This is a genomic window from Candidatus Saccharimonadales bacterium, assembly GCA_036388415.1.
GTDB lineage: Bacteria > Patescibacteriota > Saccharimonadia > Saccharimonadales > UBA4665 > UBA4665.
Window position 1 is genome coordinate 1 of record DASVRW010000001.1, and the last position, 19,480, is coordinate 19,480.

General features: G+C 51.8%; 19 protein-coding genes and 2 rRNA genes. 16 read left to right on the forward strand and 5 right to left on the reverse strand.

Translation table 11 applies throughout. From position 1 onward, the window contains the following. The 5 genes from VF575_00005 to VF575_00025 all read left to right on the forward strand — a co-directional run. Window positions 1-405, forward strand: a 23S ribosomal RNA gene (locus VF575_00005); the annotation flags it as partial. Between the two features lie 222 nt (window positions 406-627). Beyond that, window positions 628-743: ribosomal RNA gene (rrf, locus tag VF575_00010) — 5S ribosomal RNA — on the forward strand. 209 nt (window positions 744-952) lie between these two features. Beyond that, a complete protein-coding gene (locus tag VF575_00015) occupies window positions 953-2,701 on the forward strand; it encodes an IPT/TIG domain-containing protein (GenBank protein ID HEX8181966.1) in 1,749 nt (582 codons plus the stop codon). Window positions 2,702-2,979: 278 nt separating this feature from the next. Then, the gene (locus tag VF575_00020) at window positions 2,980-3,198 is read left to right on the forward strand and encodes a hypothetical protein (protein HEX8181967.1); all 219 of its coding nucleotides are present in this window, start codon (window positions 2,980-2,982) and stop codon (window positions 3,196-3,198) included. Window positions 3,199-3,433: 235 nt separating this feature from the next. Continuing rightward, entirely contained in the window at window positions 3,434-3,634 is a 201-nt protein-coding gene (locus VF575_00025) for a KGG domain-containing protein (GenBank protein HEX8181968.1), read from the forward strand. 67 nt (window positions 3,635-3,701) lie between these two features. Here VF575_00025 and VF575_00030 read toward each other — a convergent pair whose 3' ends face one another. Continuing rightward, window positions 3,702-4,202, reverse strand: a complete 501-nt coding sequence (locus VF575_00030; protein HEX8181969.1) for a hypothetical protein — start codon at window positions 4,200-4,202, stop codon at window positions 3,702-3,704. After that, on the reverse strand, window positions 4,203-5,048 hold the full coding sequence (locus tag VF575_00035) for an ROK family protein (protein ID HEX8181970.1): 846 nt from the start codon (window positions 5,046-5,048) through the stop codon (window positions 4,203-4,205). 242 nt (window positions 5,049-5,290) lie between these two features. On the opposite strand from VF575_00035, the gene VF575_00040 reads away from it, so the two are divergent. From VF575_00040 to VF575_00055, 4 genes are all read left to right on the forward strand, one after another. Further along, window positions 5,291-6,406, forward strand: coding sequence for a S1 RNA-binding domain-containing protein (locus VF575_00040; protein ID HEX8181971.1), 1,116 nt, complete (start codon window positions 5,291-5,293; stop codon window positions 6,404-6,406). A gap of 51 nt (window positions 6,407-6,457) precedes the next feature. Beyond that, a complete protein-coding gene (infB, locus tag VF575_00045) occupies window positions 6,458-8,224 on the forward strand; it encodes a translation initiation factor IF-2 (protein HEX8181972.1) in 1,767 nt (588 codons plus the stop codon). 26 nt (window positions 8,225-8,250) lie between these two features. Further along, the gene (locus tag VF575_00050) at window positions 8,251-8,913 is read left to right on the forward strand and encodes a DUF5663 domain-containing protein (protein ID HEX8181973.1); all 663 of its coding nucleotides are present in this window, start codon (window positions 8,251-8,253) and stop codon (window positions 8,911-8,913) included. A 248-nt stretch (window positions 8,914-9,161) separates the two neighbouring features. After that, entirely contained in the window at window positions 9,162-11,054 is a 1,893-nt protein-coding gene (locus tag VF575_00055; protein ID HEX8181974.1) for a hypothetical protein, read from the forward strand. A gap of 63 nt (window positions 11,055-11,117) precedes the next feature. Here VF575_00055 and VF575_00060 read toward each other — a convergent pair whose 3' ends face one another. From VF575_00060 to priA, 3 genes are read right to left on the reverse strand one after another with little or no spacing between them, the layout of a single operon-like run. Next, entirely contained in the window at window positions 11,118-12,071 is a 954-nt protein-coding gene (locus tag VF575_00060; GenBank protein HEX8181975.1) for a methionyl-tRNA formyltransferase, read from the reverse strand. Next, complete coding sequence (gene def, locus VF575_00065; GenBank protein ID HEX8181976.1) at window positions 12,072-12,659, reverse strand: peptide deformylase; 588 nt, start codon at window positions 12,657-12,659, stop codon at window positions 12,072-12,074. Between the two features lie 58 nt (window positions 12,660-12,717). After that, complete coding sequence (gene priA / locus VF575_00070; GenBank protein ID HEX8181977.1) at window positions 12,718-14,826, reverse strand: primosomal protein N'; 2,109 nt, start codon at window positions 14,824-14,826, stop codon at window positions 12,718-12,720. A 199-nt stretch (window positions 14,827-15,025) separates the two neighbouring features. On the opposite strand from priA, the gene VF575_00075 reads away from it, so the two are divergent. From VF575_00075 to ftsA, 7 genes are all read left to right on the forward strand, one after another. Then, entirely contained in the window at window positions 15,026-15,310 is a 285-nt protein-coding gene (locus VF575_00075) for a winged helix-turn-helix domain-containing protein (GenBank protein HEX8181978.1), read from the forward strand. 42 nt (window positions 15,311-15,352) lie between these two features. Continuing rightward, window positions 15,353-15,757, forward strand: a complete 405-nt coding sequence (locus VF575_00080) for a hypothetical protein (protein HEX8181979.1) — start codon at window positions 15,353-15,355, stop codon at window positions 15,755-15,757. A gap of 34 nt (window positions 15,758-15,791) precedes the next feature. After that, the gene (gene rpsU, locus VF575_00085; GenBank protein HEX8181980.1) at window positions 15,792-16,007 is read left to right on the forward strand and encodes a 30S ribosomal protein S21; all 216 of its coding nucleotides are present in this window, start codon (window positions 15,792-15,794) and stop codon (window positions 16,005-16,007) included. A 135-nt stretch (window positions 16,008-16,142) separates the two neighbouring features. Further along, on the forward strand, window positions 16,143-16,610 hold the full coding sequence (locus tag VF575_00090) for a GatB/YqeY domain-containing protein (GenBank protein HEX8181981.1): 468 nt from the start codon (window positions 16,143-16,145) through the stop codon (window positions 16,608-16,610). After that, complete coding sequence (locus tag VF575_00095; protein ID HEX8181982.1) at window positions 16,607-17,155, forward strand: nucleoside monophosphate kinase; 549 nt, start codon at window positions 16,607-16,609, stop codon at window positions 17,153-17,155. Before VF575_00090 ends, VF575_00095 begins: the two co-directional genes overlap by 4 nt. 8 nt (window positions 17,156-17,163) lie before the next feature. After that, window positions 17,164-17,931: a type I methionyl aminopeptidase gene (gene map / locus VF575_00100; GenBank protein HEX8181983.1), complete on the forward strand. Its 768-nt coding sequence runs from the start codon at window positions 17,164-17,166 to the stop codon at window positions 17,929-17,931. Between the two features lie 189 nt (window positions 17,932-18,120). Continuing rightward, window positions 18,121-19,377, forward strand: coding sequence for a cell division protein FtsA (gene ftsA, locus VF575_00105; protein ID HEX8181984.1), 1,257 nt, complete (start codon window positions 18,121-18,123; stop codon window positions 19,375-19,377). The last annotated feature ends 103 nt before the right edge of the window (window positions 19,378-19,480 follow it).

Sequence of the window (19,480 nt, forward strand, 5' to 3'; positions counted from 1 at the left end):
GCTGTTTGGCACCTCGATGTCGGCTCATCTCATCCTGGAGGGGGAGCACCTTCCAAGGGTCCGGCTGTTCGCCGGTTAAAGAGGTACGTGAGCTGGGTTCAGAACGTCGTGAGACAGTTCGGTTTATATCCGCTGTGGACGATAGGAAATTTGAGAGGATTTGCCCCTAGTACGAGAGGACCGGGGTGAACGCACCGCTGGTGTACCAATTGTCATACCAATGGCATCGTTGGGTAGCTATAGTGCGGACTAGATAAGCGCTGAAAGCATATTAAGCGCGAAACTAACCTCAAGATTAGATTTCCCCATGATCCCCCAGAAAGACTATCTGGTTGATAGGCGCAAGGTGGAAGTGCAGTAATGCATGCAGCCGAAGCGTACTAATAGGGACATTGACTTTTTACGTTCTCTCATTCGGTCATTGCACTAATTTATTAGCGTAGTGGTTTGAATGAGAGGAGTGCAATTTGACTAGTTATTGGTGTTCATCACCGTTTCACAAGCTTAAGAACTTTGTGAAACTGATATTCACAATATGTTTGTCACTTGTTTATTGATTATCTTATCCGTGCCATTTGTAATATCAATGGGCACCGATTGGTCCAGTCATTTTTATGGCTGCTCCTATTCGGTGCCCATAGCATGAGGGAAACACCTGTTCCCATTCCGAACACAGCAGTTAAGCCTCATAGCGGTTACAATACTTGGGTTTCGAACCTTGGGAAAATAGCACGGTGCCGAATTATAAAAAAGCCATCCTTAACGGGATGGCTTTTTTCTTTTGTAGTAAGCCATTTAGCCGGCCGAATTAAGTCTAGTTTTGCAGAAAAATGATTATTTATGTAGTACATACATATACTAAATATGATTAGATTCTCAAACCATAAAGGGTTTGACTATGCTATGAAAAAGCTTATACTTAAGTAAAATACTAAATAATTAGGGCCTATCGATGATAGACAAAAAACAAATGCAAAATATAAACAGTTTTTTACAAAAGCGGGTGGTACAGCGTTTTAGTGTGGTCGCTGTCGCCCTTGTGGTAGTCGGTTCAGTGGCCTACTTCGGTGCCAATAATAGTAATTCAAGTCAAGCTGCTGGTGTAGGTACACTTTCCGTAACGCCAGCTACCGGCACCTTTACGACCGGCTCAAACGTTAGCGTAACCATCTCTGAAGATAGTGGTACTGACCCGGTTAACTCCGTGCAGGCTTCACTGCGTTATGACGCAACGAAACTACAATATGTCAGCATGACTGAAGGCACGGCGTTTTCAACGATTGCAGCCACTAGCACTGCTACGGCTGGAACAATCCGGGTTGGACGTGCAACAGCGGCTGGCAGCTCGGTAACTGGCAATAATGCAGTCGTAACGGTTACCTTCAGGGTACTTGGTAATACCGGTACCACGGCTTTGAACTTTGATCCGGCCTTCTCATTCATTGTTCGGAGCACGGATAGCGTCAATATACTGACCTCCAGCACCACTGCAACGTATGCTATGAAACTACCGACACCAGCCATCTCTGCAGTTAGCCCAGCCAGTGGCTCGATCGCAGGCGGTACGGCACTTACTATTACTGGCTCAAACTTCGTCAGTGGTGCTACCGTATCCGTCGGCGGAGCTGCAGCAACGGCAGTAACTTTCGTCAGCGCAACAAGTATCACTGCAACTGCACCAGCTCATGCTGCGGGCGTGGTCACTGTAGCTGTTACTAATCCCGACGGTCAAGTTGCGTCACGGGCTTCTGGCTTTACCTACTTCGGACCGGCACCAACTATTACAACGGTGACACCGACCAGCGGTTTGCCAACTGGTGGGACTAGCGTCACTATTGCGGGTACAAACTTTGTAGCCGGCGCCTCAGTCAAATTTGGTGGTCTGAATGCAACCAACGTTATCGTAACTGCAACGAGTATTACTGCAACTACGCCAGCCCGCGCTGCTGGAACTGCTGATGTAGTTGTCACCAACCCTGACGGTCAGTCAGCTACCAAACTTGCAGGCTATACCTACAGGCTGCCAGCCCCAACTGTTACGTCTGTTAGCCCGACACGGGGTCTTGTAAATGGTGGTACCGTCGTTACAATCACTGGTACTAACTTCGTCAGCGGTGCGACTGTCATGGTCGGTAACGCTGCCGCAACGACCGTTACCTTCGTCAGCGCAACATCAATACGGGCTACCACGAGCGCTCAGCCAGCTGGTGTCGTCACCGTAGCCGTTACAAACCCAGATGGCCAGAGAGCAAGCCTGGCTTCCGGCTACACATATGTAAACTCAGCACCAACCATTTCAGGGGTCAGCCCAACCTCCGGTGCTATCGGTGGCGGTACTACGGTCACTGTTACCGGTACGAACTTCACAAGCGGTGCCACGGTTAAATTCGGCGCAGCAGTTTCTAGCAGTGTTACCTTCGTATCGGCAACGACACTAACAGTCCTCGCTCCGGCTGGAGTTGCTGGACCAAGCCAGGTTGTTGTCACCAACCCTGACGGTCAGTCAACGGCAGGTACTGCGCCAGTCTTCACTTATCTGTCAAATCCCGGTGACGCCAACAACGACGGCCGCGTCAATGCCATCGACTTGTCGATCATTCTGTCCCGCGATGCCCAGAACTATCCGCCAGCTGATTTCAACGGCGACGGTACGGTTGGCTCAGCTGACATGGCAATATTACTTGGTCGCTGGACCTGGTAATCAGCTTCGGCGCAGGGAACTCACGAGTCTCCTGCGCCGTAAACACCGGCACTTGAAATTGTCATCCCAGCGGCTAATGTGTCCAGAATTGAATAAAATAAACCGAACAGAGTCTCGGTTTATTTTATTTTCAGACTTTATTACAGGGGCGAACAAACGGAATATAAGCACTATGAGATATTTTACAGCTGCGCATAAGCTTTATAGGTTATTCTTATGGATAGTTTGAGGGGGACATATACCAACCCTCAGACGTAATACCTACAGGAGGAATGACTATGGCAGGAACACGATCTGGCGGCGAAGCAGCTGCTGCAACAAACAAGAAGAAGTATGGACCTGATTTTTACGCTCGCATCGGTGCGGCAGGTGGCAAAAAAGGCCGTAGTGGCGGCTTTGCTGCTGGCAAAGAAGGCCGCGAGCGCGCCCGCAAGTACGGTGCGATCGGCGGACGTTTGTCTCGACGCGGCAAATCCGAACTCGACGAAGCGGCATAGGGTCGTAGCTCACACAATCAACCCCTCGAGAAATCGAGGGGTTTTGTATTTTATAGAGTCACTTAATCCAGTCAAGTTACCGAAAATAGCCATAAACAAATTATAGTTGACAAGTAAACAATAGCGTGATATCATAAGCATAGTTTCGAGATATCGTAATGAGGGTTCTTCGTGCAGAGATGTGCGGAGAACTCTTTTTATTATCGAACGATTATAATTAACGGAGGTTTACAGCATGGCTGGAACAAAAGCTGGCGGCGAAGCTGCTGCCAAGACGAACAAGAAAAAGTATGGTGCTGATTTTTACGCAAAAATCGGTGCTAAGGGTGGCCGCTTAGGCCGCACTGGTGGATTTGCTGCTAACCGCGAGCTTGCTCGTGCTGCTGGCGCTAAAGGTGGCCGTATTAGCCGCCGCACCAAAAAAACTGAAGCCTAAACAGCTAGTAGTTGACATGAAAGCACCCGGTTTGTCCAGGTGCTTTTTGTTTATATATTCGCTGTTGCTAACGGCGGATCTGGAGTGCAAAAACTGGCGGTGCTTTCTTGTGCTGGGCACGGCGGTACGCCCGGCAAAAGCGCGACGGGCTGACTTGCCAACGGGTATGACAGTTGAAGCAGCGGTAATGGTTGCTCTCGTCAGCCTGCAGGCACTGCGTGCCGCAGCCAGGACAGAGTGAGCGGCGATACAGCCAGTCGCGGTAGGTATCGAGGCAATCCTGAACATAGTCATCGTCAATAGTAACACCGTAATCTGCCGAAGCCACCAACGCATGATTCCAGGCGGCAACTTCGAGGTGTAGTAGTTCGATGTCGGCTTTGTAGGAAGTATGGCCGAGTAGGGCATGGCTGGTTTCGTGAAGCAGCGACCAACTGCCAGACTGCTCATGCATGCGGCGGGCATCGTAGAAAACTTCAGATGTTTCAGGGCACCAGTAAAATGACGGCCCGGCCACGAATTGTAATTGCGGATGAGCAAGCGCTAGACGTTCAACCAGTTCAGTCATTTAGACAGCCCTCGGTATGCGGTGATGAATTTCCGGGTGATACAGTGATTTAGCCAGATCATAACAGCCGTACAGGACGGCTTCGTCCGGCCGTTCAGCTGATTTGATCGGTGGTATCGGCACGAGCGGGCTGGCAAACTTGTCCAGTTCGGCTACGAGGAATTTCTGATAACGGTCAAAGTAGATACCGACGCTACCTCCGATGACAATGATATCTGGTTCGGTAAGTGCGATCAGCTCGATCAGGCCGCGGGAAATATCGCGGGCGATAGCATGCCATGTTGCCGTATCACGAACCGGGATGTCCTGCGCAAATTTACCGTAGCGGCGAACAACGGCACTGCCGGCAGCAAATGACTCCCAGCTGACCAGCTTGTCCTGATGTTCAATAATCATTTGACCGGCTTCGCTGCCAGCAAAATTAGCATCGATTTTGCCGCCGACAACTAGACCTGCGCCGATACCGGTGCTAATTGTTACGTACAAGACTTTGTCGATATGCTTGATGAGCATTGCCTCCGATAGGGCTGCCAGGCTCGGATCGTGCTCGAGGACGACGGGGCAGTGTAGGATCTTTTCAATATCATGCTGAATCGGTACATCGCGCCAGGGAAGATTGCCAAATACCCGTCCGATACCATGCTTGCGGTCGATACGGCCTGGTACGGCGACGCCGGCTCCATGAAAGTCATGGTCGCCAAAATCTTTGACGGCTTTTTTCAGCTCAACCAGGAAATCATCGTACTGCTTGGGGGTGGGGATGCGTACTTTTTGCAGAATGACACCATTGTCATCTAGGCTCGCCGCCAATATTTTACTACCCCCAATATCGATGCCTACATACATTAGCTACAGTATAGTACTACTGCTATAGAATTGGGTAGCCTTATAATACCAATTTTACAAAATTACAGCTTTTGCAGGCAGTATGGCAGTACCTTTTACGACCAGGCCAGGGCCGGTAACTTTACCTCTGATACGAAAAGAGGTATAATTAAGCTAATCTTACAGATTATGGCAATCTGTTCCTCACGGAGGATACTCGTTGCTATGGCTGAAGAAATACATTCGAAGGAGGCACTTAGAAAATGCCAACAACAACTACAGCGGATACTGACGCTCCAGCCGAAACGGCCAGTAAAAATAATGCTCCTATGAGTATGGATGAATTACTCGCGGCAAGCGAGCTCAAGCAGCTCGAAGCCGGTGATGTCGTCGAAGGGACTATCACTTCGGTCAAGAAACACGAAATGTGGATAGATCTCGGCGCCCGTGGCGTCGGAGTTGTCATGCGCCGCGAAATCGGTCATGGCCAGCCACTCGAAGTCGGGTCAAGTATTACAGTCAGCGTTATCGACCCTGAAATGGACGAGGGCTACTCGCTGCTCAGCATGAAGCGGGCTGCCAAGGACCGCGGCTGGGACGAGCTGCAGCGCGTCTTCGATGACGGTGACGTTGTCGAGATCGTACCTTATGACGCAAACCGTGGAGGACTGCTTGTCGAACTGGAAGGTATCCGAGGTTTCCTGCCTGTCTCACAGCTGGCTGCCGGCCATTACCCACGGGTATCCGGTGCGGACAAGGACGAAATATTGCAGAAGCTCAATGCACTCGTCAATCAGACACTGCGCGTCCGCATTCTCGATGTTAGTCGCAAAGACAACAAGCTTATTTTCTCAGAAAAAGAAGCTGTTAAGGGTGATATGCAGGCCCGCTTAACCAGCCTCAAAGTTGGTGATGCGGTCGAAGGCGTCGTCACTGGTGTGATCGACTTTGGTGCTTTCATCAACGTCGATGGTATCGAAGGTCTCATTCACATTTCCGAGATTTCTTGGGAACGAGTCGATGATCCTCGCAATTACGTCAAAGTCGGCGACACCGTCAAGGCAAAGATTATTGCTATCGACAAAGATCGTCTGAGCCTCAGTCTCAAGCAGATGAGCGACGATCCATGGCTATCTGAAGTCAAAACCTTCAATAAGGGCGATGTCGTCGAGGGTAAGATTACCCGCATTACGCCATTCGGTGCATTCGTACAGATTAGTCCTTCAGTAGAAGCACTAGTCCACGTCTCCGAAATGGGCGGTGAAGACGGCGTTGATCCTGAAAAGATTTTCCAGCTCAACGAAAAGAAGCAATTCAAGGTTCTCGACATTGATGCTGAGAACCGCAAAATCGCGCTCAGTCTTAAAGACGCAAAATAGTATGTAAGTAATAAGTATTGGCTACTCAGCCGGAAAGGTGTGTCGACAACGATGGCAACTACTACAACCATTGAAATAGAAGAAAATATTACGGTCGGCACGCTGGCTGAGAAGCTGATGCTTCCAGTGAGCCGTGTTATTGGCGAGCTGATGAAAAACGGCGTTATGGCAACCGTCAATGAGCGTATCGATATCGATACTGCGCAGATTATTGTCGGTGAACTCGGGCTTGATGTCGAGCTCAAAAAGCAAGAGGAAGCTGCTCCTGCGGTCACGACCCGCGTCAAGCGGGCTATCAGCGACAAAGCCGTCACTCGGCCGCCGGTTGTCGCTGTGATGGGGCATGTTGATCACGGTAAGACCAGCCTGCTTGATGCTATCCGTAGTGCCCAGGTAGCCAAGGGCGAGGCCGGCGGCATTACCCAGCACATCTCGGCCTATCAGATCACGCACAAAGACCGCAAGATAACATTTCTCGATACACCGGGCCACGAAGCCTTCGCGGCGATCCGTGAGCACGGCGCACTGCTGACTGACATTGTTATTATCGTCGTCGCCGCAGATGACGGCGTCAAGCCGCAGACCATCGAAGCGATCCGCTTTGCCCGCAAAGCTGGTGTCCGTATCGTCGTGGCTATGAATAAAATGGACAAAGAAGGCGCTAATCCGAACCAGGTCAAAGGCCAATTAGCCGAGCAGGATTTATTAATTGAAGAATACGGCGGCGATATCGTCGTTGTCGAAGTCTCGGCCAAAACAGGCAAGGGCGTACCAGAATTACTCGATATGTTGCTCCTAGTAGCTGATGTCGAAGAGCTAAAGGCCGAAGTTGATCTGCCGGGTACCGGGCTCATTATCGAAGCTCATGTCGAACAGGGCCGCGGACCAGTCGCCCACGCACTCGTGGAGTCGGGAACCGTCAAAAAAGGCTCGTTCATCGTCGCCGGCGGCAGTTATGCCAAAATCCGCAACCTGGAATCTACCAGCGGCGAAAACCTCGCGCAGGCCACACCGTCGACGCCTGTCGTCATTACTGGCTTCAAGACCTTGCCGGAATTCGGCGATGAGTTCATCGTCGTAGACAATGAAAAACTGGCCCGCTCACAGTCGGAAGCAGTCTCAGCCTCCAAAAGCAGCGGCGGCAAACTCGACATGAACAGTACAGAACTAATTCGTATGATCAACCGCAACAACAAAGTCGAAGAGTTCAATATTATCATCAAAGCCGACGTGCAAGGTTCACTGACTTCTGTCATGGACAGCCTGAAGGCACTTGACACCGATGAAGTTGCCGTCCGCGTCGTCGGCTCCGGCATCGGTACGATTACCGAAAATGACGCCCACCTGGCGCACACCAGTAATGCCGTCATTTATGGCTTCAACGTTACGCTACCGGCTAATATTCGCCAGCACGCCTCCCGTGACAAGGTATCAGTCCGCATGTACAAGGTTATCTACGAGCTGATCGATGACGTCAAAGTCGAGCTCACCAACCGCTTGGCTCCTGAAGTCACCGAAACCGACATGGGCCGCCTGGTCATCCGCGGTATCTTCAATACCACCAAAACGGAGGTTATCTGCGGCGGCGAAGTGACCAAGGGCAAGTTAGTCGCACCAGCGCTGGCCCGCGTCGTCCGCGGTAATGACAAAATCGCTGATGTCGAAATAACCGGCCTCAAGCGCGGCCCGCAGGAAGCCCGTGAAGTCTTCGAAGGTGAAATGTGCGGCATGAGTATCAAGACAAACTCACGCCTCGATCTCCTTGAAGGCGATCATATTGAATTATTTACTCGCGAAAGCGTGAAGCGTTCACTATAATCAAAAGTAGTAAGGAATAGCAGCATATGGCACTCAAACTCGACAACAACCTACTAGAAGAACTCGGTCTCGGCGCGTTGCCGGATTCCGAAAAGCAGTTATTGCTGCGCCAGATATACGAAAAGCTCGAAATGAATGTCGGTATGCGCCTGGCTGACCAGATGAGCAACGAGCAACTCGACGCCTTCGAAAAATTTGTCGATGCCAGCGATGACAAGGGCGCCTTCCAGTGGCTGGAACAGAACTTCCCAAATTATAAAATGGTCGTCAACGAAGAATTTGAAAAATTAAAAGCTGAGGTAAGGTCTGTTGCTCCACAGATTTTGGCGAGCGCACAGCAGCAGGAAGGTGCAGCGCAGGCTGCAGCTGGCCCGGGAACACCGCAGGCCGGACAGATGCCAGCATCAGGTCCGTCGCCAGCACAAGCTGCGCCGCAGCAGTATAGTCCCGGTCCGCAACCGCAACCAGGGCAGCAACCTCAGCCGCAGTATTATCAACAGTCGCAACCCCAGTACGCGCCCGCACCGGGCACCGCAATACCCCAGAACGGACATTTGCAGCCTCAGTACGGTGCGCCCGCACCAAACGCTAATCCTGCGCAGCAGTACCCGCCGCAACAGGCAGGTCAGCAGTCTTATCCCCCCGAGCAACCACCGCAGCAGCCGCCAGCCGCCTTTACCCAGGCCTAAATAACCTCCCGTTATGCATAACACGAGCTGCTCATTGTGTTATCGGAAAAGTGTTGTGATTTCTCGCATCATCAAAATGTATAGAACTGACTTGAGAGTTAAATATTTTATAGTTGGTATACCGGTCGGCTGATAGTATTTCAGGATTGAGTTGAGGCTTGAGGTGCGTGCATCGGATAACTCCCTGCGCGCGATCAAAATGTATTATTTATGCACTCACTTAATTAATTTATATGGAGAACCTGACAATGTCACCAAGTTCAGTAGGACAGGAAACAATGCCTCGTCGCGTCAGCGAAACACAACCACCGCTCGCCGAATCGCAGCCTGACATATTAGTTACGGAGCCGACTGCGAGCGCAGAACAGACCTCGGAGCGTCCCTACATATTCGGACCACGCATCGTGCAGGCTTTAGCTGCCGCCGAGCACGTCGCAAGCGGAGAAGAATATACGAGAACCGCTGCATTTGGAGACACAAAATCTGGTACTTACGGTGTCATAGACGTAGATGAAAACGCTAGGCGGGGGATCCGATATATCAAGAACTTTGGCCGAGATATTAGAAAATCTCTTCAATCGCCCGTTGACCCTGACAATCCCGAGGCCACGATGCGCCAAGCACTCGAAGAAAAATATGTTGGCTTGCACCGTCAGCCCAAAAATGAAGACATTTCGGTGGCAGCCGTCAAATTCTTTCAGCGCAACAGTGACAAGGGTGGCATACTCCAAGCAGTCATTGGGAGTCGCGGCAGCAACTACGTACTGCACGAGCAAAGGACGTCTCCGCAGACGCCACCCATCTCTGACATCGTGCATGATTCAGAAGTGCCGACCAATGAAATTCAGACATCGGTCAGGCCCGTCCGCCCCGGTGAGCGCATTATAATAATTTCTAAGGCAGTGTTCGGTGCCCTAGGTGCTACCAGTTCGTCCGATCTCTTGAAAGATCTGGGAAAAATCCTGAAGGAAAATCCTGGTTCGAAAGATGCCGCCCGCGCACTCGCTTCCCGCGTGCCCTCGAGAAGAGGGGCATCAGCAGTGGTGATCGACGTACCAGACGGCCCCGGCTATGTCGGTAATGACGCGAGCGAAGTATTCGAACCACAGCGAACCGGACTGCGCGCCAAGATGCTCGGCGGCATAGCAGTCCCTGCAACTGTCGGTAGTTTAATTAGTCGATGGCAGGCACGTGGCGCAGAGGCAGGCAAGCAGCACATGCTTGGACAGCCTCCACAAAAAGTTACGGGTATTGGACAGCCTCCAATTGTTCCACCAGCCGACAAGCCTATTAGACAGAAAGTGAAAGAAAGAGTTCAATTCGGTCCACAATATCTAGCGGCATCTGGTGCAACTTGGCTTGCTGCGCGTAGAACTGGCAGCACGGCGAGCGCCGAAACAAAAACCGAGAAGCGTCGATTTGGAAAGAAGGCTTTGATTGCTACTTTGATCGGTGGAATTTTGATCTACAAATTTGGTGAGAATTTTGTTGACTTCGGCGATGGTAAAGATCAAGGCTTAGACATTTTAGGTGCACCGCTTCCGACGACAGCAGATATTGGTCAGGGGGATAGCTCCGGTTATGACTTAAATCCGTTCAATCAAACAACACTCCTTAACGATGATCCCGCCAATCCGACCGTCAGTACAATTGATCGTGACCCTGATATCCTGTCGGCATTCTTTGATGGCGACGGGTTTGACGGCGGTCTATTTACCAAAGACCCAGTAGTTGAGGTTACGGCTCCTAGAGTTAGTCCGCCAGTGGAAGTTTTGCCAGACAAAGAAATCGTAGAAGTGCCGAAAATCGAAATCAAGGAACCATGGACTCCAGATGGTTTTGAAATAGCAAAAGGCGAAGGTCTGTTAGAAACCATTCACGACCAAGGACACGACCTTGTCGGTCATAAATTCAATAACGAAATGACCGAAAGTGTACTTCAAAATGTGCAAGACACATTTGGAAACAATATAATTGAGCTACCGAAGCACACTGGGCCAGATACGTACGTTGTTAACCAAGATTTGCGAATTGCATCTCCGGGCGAAGCGCATTGGCGCACCGAAGCTATTGAGCGTTTCATCCACGACAATATCATTAAGGTTGCCGAAGAAACCAAGACACTTCAAAACGCTGCTTAGTTGGTATATCAAGCGAGCTGTTTCGTTGCCCGTACAGTTTGTAGGAGTTAGCGGCCGCGCGGCTTAGACCTTATAGCCCGCCAAAAAACTCTGCACGGCCATATCCGCCTTACCTGCGGGCTTGAGCCGGTCAATCGCTAATATGCCATCGCTGGTATAGAATCCGAGCCGTTTCGGCGGGTGCCAGATCGAACCAGGCTGTACATTGTCGGCGTCCGGAGGCACGCCTTCGACATGAGCTGCAGTAATGATGACGTCACGCTCGCCGATGCGAGTTCGGCTGCTCGGCCAGCCAGTGAAGGCACGAATTTCGCGCTCTAGCTGTGCAGCGGGTTTGGTAAAGTCCAAAACTCCGTCATCTTTGGTCAGTTTGCGTGAATAGGTCGGTTCGGGTGAGCGGCCCAAGGCGACTGCGGCCTCTTGCTGCGGATAGGGCCGGTTGACGCCCTCGATGTAGCGCGGCAGGGTGCCGACTAGTAGTGAATCACTGAGCGCGATCAGGCGATCCGTCAGATACGGTGTTGTCTCAGTGCCTTGCAGATCGTATATGCCGAATGCCAGCAACGGACCTTCGTCGAGGCCAGCTGTGATCAGCATCAGGCTGACGCCGGTTTGGGCCTGACCTGATAATATCGAAAAGGTAATTGGATCGGCGCCGCGCCACTGCGGGAGCAGAGAGAAATGGCTGTTGACGATGCCGAGTTCAAAGGCGTCGATGACGTCCTGGGCGATAATAATGCCGAAATCAATGACGATGCCGAGCCGGCTGCTAAACTGCTGCTCGGCGAATAGCTGCGATAGCTCACGCTTGTTGGTTACGGTCAGCACGCGGCCGACTGGCGCATCCGGCTGCTCACACCAATCAATGACCGGAAACGAGCCCTTAAAGTGCGCCGGACGGGGTTTGGTAATGACGGCTTCAATTGTGAAGTTTTGGGCCAGTAGCTTCAAGGACTCGGCAGCAACCGGGCCGCTACCAAAGAATACGACTGAAATATCTTTGGTTGTGAGCGGCATTTATTCGCCTGTGTCTTCCCAGAGTTCGGCATTGTCGCGGACGGTGTGTTCATAATCAAGCGGTTCAAGCTCGCCTTGGCCGGCTAGCTTATAGAAGGCCGCTGGGTTGTCTTTGATGTGGTCAACGAAGACGATGCCGTTGGTATGGTCGATCTCGTGTTGGAATATGCGTGCTAGGAAACCTTCGGCGGTGACACGGAATTCCTTGCCGTTGATTCCCATCGCCTTGACGCGGACCTTGGTGTAGCGGGGAACCATGCCGTAAATACTTTTGACGCTCAGACAGCCTTCGTAATCGGACTCCAGCTTGCCTTCGTATTTAGTGATGACGGGATTGATGAAAACGGTAAAGGTATGGTCTGATTTGTCGTCGAAGTTGTTGCGGATCACCACCACACGCTGCGGCACATCGATCTGGATGGCGGCCAATGCAACACCGACTTCGTGTTCGCGGCTGTTTTCCCAGTCGATTGTCGCTGCTTCCATGTCTGCTATCAGCTGCGTAATCTCGGGGGTTACGAAACTTACTTTTTGGGATCGTTGGCGCAAATGCGCGTTCGGCAATGTGATGATGTCGTCTTTTGTCATTAGCAACCATTATAACAGATGAAATACCGACAATTGGAGATGCAGCCTCCGCACCGGGTTACAACAGGTTGATCGGGTCAATATCATAATTCCAGCCGGATTTGGGCAGGATTTTGATGACATCGAGCAGGGCGGGCCGCTGCTTCGATTTAAGGATCAGCTGCCACTCGAATTTGTCGCCAGCTTTGCCATGGAATGATGGCATCGGGCCTTCGACGATGAGTGGCAATTTCAGATCTTGGATTACGTCATAAAATTTTTCGGATGCTTTTTCGGCGGATGCACTGGTGGCACGCCGGCAGGTCAGCTTGAGTAGGTAACAAAACGGCGGAAAATTGAACATTTTGCGCTCGGCAAGCTCGCTGGCATAAAATGTATCCCAATCGCGGACCAGAGCAGCGGTAATCACCGGGCGCTCGGGCGCATATGACTGTACAACGATACGTTGCCGCGCCAGGTGGCCACGCCCAACTCGCCCAATGACTTGCGCCAGCAGCTGATAGGTGCGCTCTTCGGCGGAATAATCCGGAAACGTCAGCGACGTGTCAGCGATAATGACACCGAGCGTGCTCAGGCGGGGCAGGTCCAGACCCTTAGCCAGTAACTGCGTGCCGACGAGGATATCGACATCACCGGCCTTGACGGCTTCGTAGTGTTGCTCAAAGCGCTCAGACTTTTTATTGTCGGTGTCGAATCGCATCACCCGGGCACTTGGATACAGCCGACGGACTTCTTCCTCGATTGCCTTGGTGCCGACCACCTTGAAGACGACATCGGCATTGCCGCAGTCCGGGCATGATGTTGGCGTGGCTTGTTTGAAACCGCAGGTGTGACACTGCAGTATATGTAGATCATGATGATAAGTGAGCGGCAGGTCGCAGTGCGGACAGACAGCTTGCCAGCCACAGGTATTGCACAGGATAACGCGGGCCGTCCCGCGGCGGTTGAGATACAGCAGGCTCTGTTCGCCGCGCTGCAGGCTGGCATGGATGGCTTTGATGAGCGCGCTCGAGATATACTGTGAGCGCCCAAATGCGGCGCGGTCTTTGAGGTCGACGACTTCCGTCAAAACGCTATTTTCGGCAGATGCGATATGCGCGTTTTGTAGGCCCATGTGCTGCATAGGCGCGGATTCAGAAATTGAATCGAGAGGGTAGCTAGCGCCACGAGCTGACCCCTCGGAAGATCCGAGGCGGTCACTCGTAGAGCGCACTCGAGAGGCAGTTTCTGAATCCGCAATCCCGCTTCCGACCGCCATCTGCCGCATGCGGAGTATTTTCTTATGCTTCTGCTCGGCGATATAGTAATCATTTATCGGCGGCGTAGCCGAGCCAAGTATCAGCGTCGCTGCGTGGGCCTGCGCCAGCTGCGAGGCGACGCGGACGGCGTGATAGTGCGGCGCTTGCTCATGCTTGTATGACGGTTCGTGCGATTCGTCGACGACGATCAGCCCGACGCGTGCCAGCGGGCTGAATAACGCCGAGCGCGGCCCGAGCACGATCAGCGGCGTCGTGCTCTTGATGATCTGTAGCCAGGTCTGCTGTCGGGCTTTGGGCGTAAGCTGCGAATGGACGACAATGACGCGCTCGCCAAATACCGCCCGGAAGCTGGCTGCCAGCTGGGATGTCAGGCCTATTTCAGGCGTCAGAATAATCGCCGACGTACCGGCGTTGACGGCCCGGAGCGCCAGCTCGATGTAGACTCTGGTTTTCCCGGTGCCGGTGTCGCCGTGCAGCAGGTACGTATCCGGTTGGTCTATGGCGTGCAGGGCAGCCGCCTGTTCGGCAGTTGGCGCTGGCAAGCCGACCGAGTGCATTGGAATGTCTTTGGTCGCACCAGCCGTTTCGGTGATTGTTTTGGGCGACAGGACGTTCGGTAAGATCTGCTGGGCTATCATGCCGAGCGGTGCCGGATAGTAGTCCCGCAGCCATGCCGTCAGATCGACAAGAGGACTCGGTAAGGGTGGAATGTCGAAGACTTCGAGTATATTGCGGGTCGTGAAGCGCGGTTTGCCGACCGAGCCGGTTATAACGCCCAGCACAGCCTGCTTCTGCATCGGCACCAGTACGACGCTGCAAAGGGCGATTTTATCAGGTGAGGCGTAAGTTAACGCTTCGTTGCCATGGTATTGAGCGCTCGACACGAGCACGGTGTAGTAATAGCTCACTTCTTTAGTATATAGAAACCTACAGAATCATTGTTGATTCGACAGCTAAAAGTCGCTATACTTTCTTATGTTGACGTTGTGCGAATGACAATGGTAACCGTAAGCATCACAGCTGAACGACGGTTCCTATACATCGCAAGCGTTCTCGTAACGGGGATTTATCAGCCAGTGCATAAGAGGCAATTAAGGGGAGTCGTGTATGCTTGACGTATTTATTACATCCAGAGTTCGTCGGAAGATCATTGTTATTTATGCTAAGTATCCTGATTTCAAAACGCATGTCAGAGGCCTGGCCAAATTGATTAAAGAAGACGCCGGCAACATCCAGCGTGAACTGAAACGCCTCGAAAAAGTTGGTTTCCTGATTTCCGAAAAGCAGGGAAACACCAAAATTTATTACACCAATAAGCAATTCGCCATCTTCAAAGAGCTGCAGAGTATTGTCCTCAAGTCGCAGCGCACGACTCAGAAAAAAACTGTTTAAATTTTTATATAGCCGAAGTACGGAGTGGAGTACAATCCTATCATGAATTCATTTAGCACGAAGAAATATCTGATTTTAGCGCTTGTATCCTTGATACTCGGCTTGGCAATTATCCGCTGGCATACGACGAACAATGTACCGGCCTGTATCAATACGCCTGGCTGCCAGTTTGACGGGCAACGCGGTACGCTGGGCGAGCGTATTTACGGTTACCCACTAGCCTACAAGAAGGTGACAACTTTCCGCCCGTCAGGAAATAATGCATCATCTAATAACACTAGTACGGCGCAGACATCTATCGAGAATCAGGCCTTTAGCGTGCCGAGCGTCATCATGAACACGCTGTTCTGGTTCGGGCTGCTGCATTTACTGGCCCGCTTCATAAAACCGCGTCAGAAATCTATGGTGAGCGGACATTCGCAGCAAGAAGACGCGCGAAACACTTGAAATAGTGTCACTACTAGAGTAGAATACAACAGATATGATACAAGTTACACGTAAAGACGGCAAAGAATCAACGGAGAACTTACTCCGACGCTTCAACCGCAAAGTACAGCAGTCCGGCGCTATCGCCATCGTTAAGTCCGGTCAATATTTCGAAAAAGGCATCAGCAAGCGTGATCGCCGCACCAAAGCAATTATTCGCCAGGAACGCAAAAACATCAAGGTCAAGAAGATCAAGCTCGGCATCCGCTAAGCATCAGCTCCCTGCACCTTGCGTAAACACCTCCACTGGGAGGTGTTTTTATTGTCCCGTCCTTCAATAACTCCGTCAACCGTATCCAAACACAGCAGTTTTTGCTAGAATAAGACGAACGGAGAAGATACTCATATGCCAAATACGACCGATACATACAAAGTCCGCATCGACAAAGACCTGAAGGCTGCTATGTTGGCTGGCGACAAGGACCGCGTCCAAGTCCTGCGCGGCCTAAAGAGCGCCATACTATACGTCGAAGTCGCCAAGGGTGCCCGCGACAATGGCCTGCCGGAAGACGAAGTACTAAGCATATTGTCTAAAGAGGCGAAGAAGCGCCAGGAAAGCGCTGATATGTATACCCAAGGTGGAGATTCCGGGCGCGCTGACACCGAGCTCCAGGAAAAGCAAATTATCGAAGCGTACCTGCCAAAGCAGCTGTCTGAAGACGAAATCAGCAAGATCGTCGATGAAATCGCTGCCGCAAACGGCGGTATTACAAAAGAAACTATGGGCGCGACGATTGCAGCCGTCAAACAAAAATCTGGCGGTGCGGCTGATGGCGCCATGATCGCACGGCTGGTCCGGGAGCGAATCTCTTGATACTCCTCATGGGCGTTGCCGGCGCCGGTAAAAGCATGCAGGGGCGTATACTGGCTGACGAACACGGCTATGCCTGGATATCGACAGGCGAAATTCTGCGCGTGCTCGTCACAGGTAAGCGACGCCAGGAAATGCTGCAAGGCAAATTACTGAGCGACGACGAAATCATCGAACTGATAGACAAAGTGTTTGAAATGATCGACACCTCGCAGCAGTTTGTTCTCGATGGCTTTCCGCGGACAATTCCTCAAGCTAACTGGCTGACAGAGCAGGCCAAAAAAGGCCGTTTTGAACTGAGCTGTATCATCAATCTCAATGCCAGCGAAGAGACAGTGATCAAACGTCTGACAAGCCGGGGCCGTCCGGATGACACCAAAGATGCCGTCTGCCGCCGGATTGAAGAATACCATGCAGTTACACAGCCGATTCTCAGTCATTTCAAGCAAGAAAATATAAAGGTCCACGATATTGATGGCGACCGAGACGCCCGTGCCATCCATGACGATATATTAAACCTGATCGATAACCCTGAGCCACTGGTCTAAACGCAGGTATGAATACACGAATCAAAACACCAACAGAAATTATTGCCATGCGAGAAAGCGGCCGCATGCTGGCGAGCGTGCTGCAAACGCTGAAAGCGCAGACAGAGGCAGGCATGTCGACCAAAGATTTAGCGCTGATTGCGGCCAGCGAGCTTGCAGCGCTCGGCGGCAAGCCAGCCTTCCTCGGCTACCAGGACTTTCCGGACGTGATCTGTATTTCTGTGAATGAAGAGGTGGTCCATGGTATACCTAAAGCATCAAAAATCATCCAGGCCGGGGATATTGTCAGCCTCGATTTCGGTGTGTTGTACGACAGGATGATTACTGACGCCGCGATCAGTGTAATTGTCGGTAAGCCACGCGAAGAACGGCATGCGCGGCTTGTCCGCGCCACCGAAGCTTCGATGCACGCCGGCATTGCGGCACTGCATGACCGGGTGCGTACTGGCGATATCGGTTCGAGCGTTCAAGCGGTGCTGGAATCGCCGAAACTCGGCGGCAAGTACGGTATTGTCCGTGATCTTGTCGGGCACGGCGTCGGTCATGAACTACATGAAGATCCCAACATTCCTAATTACGGCAAACCCAACACCGGCCCATGGCTGGACGCCGGGATGACGATTGCGATCGAGCCGATGGCGACACTTGGCACAGAGCGCGTCGCTATGGCGCCCGACGGCTGGACGATTGTGACAGCTGATGGTTCTTGGTCAGCCCATTTTGAGCACACCATACTTATTACTGAGGACGCCGCCGAAATACTTACCGAAGTGTAATCGCTGCAAACCCAAATCCCAAAACCTCCATTTTGAGTGGCAACCTGCGGGGCGGCCCCTAGAATTATTTTATCCTTAAGATAAAAAATTTTAGGGGCAGACAGGTTGACGAGGCTCATGGGCAGGTTTTGAGATTTGGGCTTGCAAAACTTGCTCAAATCGAAGCTGAAGCGTTATACTACTGAGAACATGCATAGCAATGCGGCACATAGTAACAGCGGCCAAAACATGGCTCATTTCATTGGTCTCGATATCGGCACATCGGCTGTTCGCTGTGTCGTCGGTATGATCGATACGAATGATGGCGGCAAACCGTCCATCATTGGACACGGATCAGCGCCCAATATGGGTGTTCGTAAAGGCGTCGTTGTTCATGTCGACGATGTTACCGAGGCGATTATTCAGGCCGTTACGGAGGCTGAGCGCTTGTCCGGTACACAGATCAACCGTGCCACTATCAACGTCAACGGCGTACACATCGAAGGCATCGATAGCAAAGGCGTGATTGCGATCAGCGCCGCTAACCGCGAAATTAGCACTGAGGATCGATTGCGCGTTGAAGAAGCGGCGACCGTTATCAAAATGCCGCCAAATCGTGAAATAATCCAATTTTTTGCTAAAAATTATAGCTTGGATGGTCAGCGCAATATCAAAGATCCTGTCGGCATGCACGGCGTACGGCTCGAGGTCGACGCTCATCTGGTAACAGCTGCCAGCCCGAATCTACGCAATCTTGATATGGCTCTCGAAAAGGCTCAGATCACGCCGACGCATCATACGCTATCGAGCCTGGCATCCGCCGAAGCTGTACTCGGTCGTCAGCAGAAAGAGGCTGGTACCGTCGTTCTGGATATCGGTGCTGGCACGACTAACTTCATCGTCATAGAAGACGGCGAAGTCCAGCACATCGCCGTCCTGCCGATCGGCGGCATCCATCTGACGAATGATCTGGCAATTGGACTCAAGACAGAGCTCGATGTGGCTGAGCGTGTCAAAGTCGAGCACGCGACACTCGGCGTACCGAAGCGGGCGACAGCAATTATCCGCCAGGGCGACCAGGATCATCACTTTGCTATGGATGACGTCAATATGATTGTCGAAGCCAGGGTAGAAGAGTTGTTTGAATACGTTAATAAAGAGCTGATTCGGATTCGTCGGGCGCGCAAATTGCCAGGCGGAATCGTCCTGACGGGCGGATCGGCCAAGCTGCCAGGGCTGGCTGATTTTGCCAAGGAACAGCTGCAGCTGCCAGCCCGCGTCGGCAAACTGCAATCGGTCACTGGCCTAGTCGATACCATTGATGACCCGGCGTACTGCACGGTTGTTGGGCTGATGTTACTTGATATGCTACTTTTGCCGGAAGCTCATGGAGTCGGTAATTACGGCGGTTCGAGCGCTAAGGCGTACCGGATGGTCGAAGGATTATTCGGCCGGTTTCGCAAATAAACACAGCGCTCCCGCTGCCTTGCTTATGCTTCATTGCAATTAATTTATCTACTGTATGCGCTGCTTGAAGCAATCGTGTTGCAGCCACAAATTTGCCGTATTT